General features: G+C 67.0%; 2 protein-coding genes. One reads left to right on the forward strand and one right to left on the reverse strand.

Going from position 1 to position 2781, the window contains the following annotated elements:
• Nucleotides 1–497, reverse strand: a 497-nt coding sequence (locus WAN71_RS16145; protein ID WP_422226297.1) for a hypothetical protein, incomplete at its 3' end; no start/stop codon positions are given.
• A 170-nt stretch (nt 498–667) separates the two neighbouring features.
• On the opposite strand from WAN71_RS16145, the gene WAN71_RS16150 reads away from it, so the two are divergent.
• Nucleotides 668–2548 carry an adenylate/guanylate cyclase domain-containing protein gene (locus WAN71_RS16150; RefSeq protein ID WP_422226298.1) on the forward strand — a complete coding sequence of 627 codons (1881 nt, stop codon included), beginning with the start codon at nt 668–670 and terminating at the stop codon, nt 2546–2548.
• Nucleotides 2549–2781 lie beyond the last annotated feature (233 nt).

The raw sequence follows: 2781 nt of genomic DNA on the forward strand, positions 1-2781 counted from the left end.
AGCATCCGCCACGCGGTGTCGGCGGCCTTCGGGCGGCGCAGCGCCTCGGCGATCGACGAGCCGCCCAGCTCGTCATGGGTCAACCGCATGACGCGGTCCGCGGCCAACGGGTCCGACGTGAACTGGGCCAACAGCTCGAGAATCCGCGGCAGATCAAGCCGCAGCCGGTCGGCGTCGAATTGCCAAGCTGGAAACCAGGTTTGGTTTCCGACGGCCGAGCCCAGCAGCTTGCCTCGGCTGCGCAGCCGGTGCACGGCCTGCGGCGAATGCAGATCCAGCCGCTGCTGCACCTCCGGTGTCGGCAGCGAGCCCTCGACGAATTCGCGGACCAGCGCGCCGCGCCGCTCGTCGTTCAGGCTGCGGGCGGCGATGCGCTCCAGCGTGCCTTGCGGCGCGGTCGGCGCCTCCAGGATGGCGTCGAGCACTTCGGCGAAACTGGAGTCGTTGCGGGCACGTTCGGCGACCTGGCGAGCCAGCGGGGCAACGGCGGTCGACACGCCTCCAGGTTACCAGCCGCGTAGCTCAATTGAAACAATCGAAACAGAACGAGGTATCTATCCGCCCGGGCGGCCATTTCTGGCGCCGCGTGCGATTTGCTGGCGTAGCATCTCGTCTGCGCGTGCGGCTGATGGGGGATCTATCGGAGCCAATGCAGTTGGAGGCGCGGATGACCGACCCGCAAAGCCCCGCTGTCACCGCCGAAGGGCTGCTAAAGGACGTCAAGACCTTCTTCGATCACGGCGAATTCTTCCGCGCCTACGACATGGCGGCCGAGGCGCTGGACCTGTTTCCCGGCAACGTTGGACTCGCCCATCGGGCGGTGCTCAGCCTCGCCAATGCCGGTGCGACGGCGCTTGCGCTCGACAAGTATCACGAATTCGGCCTCGATACACGAGGCGAGACCGACGTCCGCAGCCTGCTCGGCCGGCTGAAGAAGGACCAGGCCTTCGCCGCGACAGGCGAGGCGCGCGACGACTTGTTCCGCGAGGGCCGGGCAATCTATGAGGACGCTTTCCGCGCCGCCACCGTCGCTGGCGACCCGGAGGCCTATTACCCGGCCATCAATGCCGCGACCTTGGCGCTGTTTGCCGGCGACGCCGAGGCGGCTGGCCGGGTCGCCGGCGAGGTTCTCGATCTCCTAGCGCCACGCATCGCCAGTCTGGATGACGCTGCGGCCGATCGCTATTGGGTGCTGGCGACCGCACTCGAGGCCCATCTCGTTCGGGGCGATCTGGACGCGGCGCGTGGCCTGGTCGACCAGGTCGTCGCGGCAGCCGGCCACGACGACGCAGCGCTCGCCACCACGGGCCGGCAGCTTGAGCGCATCGTTGCGGCGAAGCAGCTCGATCCCAGCGTGCTGGGTGCGTTCAAGCCGCCGACCGTCGTCCATTTCCTCGCCAGCAATAAGCAGGCGGCGACGGTGGCGGCCGATATTGCCGCGCTGCTGAAGGGGATTCGCATCGGTGTGGCGTATGGCTCGCTCGCCGCCGGCGCGGACATATTGTTCGCTGAGGCGCTGCTCGAGCAGGGCGTCGCCCTGAATATCGTCTTGCCCTTCGCCACCGCCGATTTCATCGAACAGTTAGTCCGCCCGGCGGGCGAGGACTGGGTCACGCGCTTCGAGGCCTGTCTCGCCGCGGCCGAGACGGTGCGCTTCGCGACGGAGGACGCCTATCTGGGCGACGATCAGCTCTTCACCTACAGCAGCAGCCTGGCGATGGGCCTTGCCATCCTGTGTGCCCGCCATCTGCATGCGCCGCTGATGCAGTTGGCGGTGTGGGACGGTGTCGTCGATGAAGGCGCGATCGCCGACACCGCCGCCGATATGAGCGCTTGGCGCGAGGCTGGCCATCCGGTCAAACTCGTGCCGACCGGTCCAAACGCAAACGTCGAGAACCTTCCGCCCTGGCACCGTCCGAAGGTCCCCCGGGGCCGCCGCGACACGCGGGCGATGCTCTTCGGCGACATCCACGGCTTCAGCAAGCTGGGCGACGCCCAGCTGCCGTTATTCACCGACACGATCATGGGCACGCTGGGCGAGGTCGCGCGCCGCCACAAGCAGCACATCGCCTTTGTAAATACTTGGGGCGACGGCATTTTCGTGGTCTTTCGCGATGCCGGCCGGGCCGCCGCTTGCGCGCTCGACATGCAGGACGCGATGGGCGCGATCGACCTCAAGGCGGCTGGGCTGCCCGAGACGCTCAAGCTGCGACTCGGCGGCCATCTTGGGCCGGTCTATGAGCTGGAGGATCCGGTCACCGACCGGCCCAACTATTACGGCGCCCACGTCAGCCGCGCCGCTCGCATCGAGCCGATCACACCGGAAGGCTGCGTCTACGTCACCGAGACATTCGCGGCGATGTTGGCGTTGCACAATGCCGGTCAGTTCGCATGCGACTATGTCGGCAACACCGAGATGGCCAAGCATTACGGTCGGCTCCGCATGTTCCTGCTCCGGCGCGCCGGCGACGGCAAAGGCCCGCCAGTGCTGGGCGATATCGAGCGCGCGGCGGTGGCCCGACCAACACTGAACGCGGTCGCGAAATAGACGAGGTACGACAGTCTCGAAAGTTCGTTTCGGTTGGCATCGTTAACGTGGGCTTGTGTGACATCCTGTGCAGGTGTCCCCAGGGCATCCTCCTTCCGGAGTAGTGACGTTTTTGTTCACCGATGTCGAGGGTTCGACCCGTCGGTGGGAGGCCGACGCGGAGGGCATGCGGGCGGCGCTGGCCGCCCATGACGAGGTGTTGCGAAATGCGATCGAGGCGCACGGGGGCTGGT

This window comes from Mycobacterium sp., from assembly GCF_049280035.1.
In the GTDB taxonomy this organism is placed as follows: domain Bacteria; phylum Actinomycetota; class Actinomycetes; order Mycobacteriales; family Mycobacteriaceae; genus Mycobacterium.

Excerpts from the sequence above, each read along its gene's own strand:
- WAN71_RS16150 (WP_422226298.1), top strand. The coding sequence starts at position 668 with ATGACCGACCCGCAAAGCCCCGCTGTCACCGCCGAAGGGCTGCTAAAG.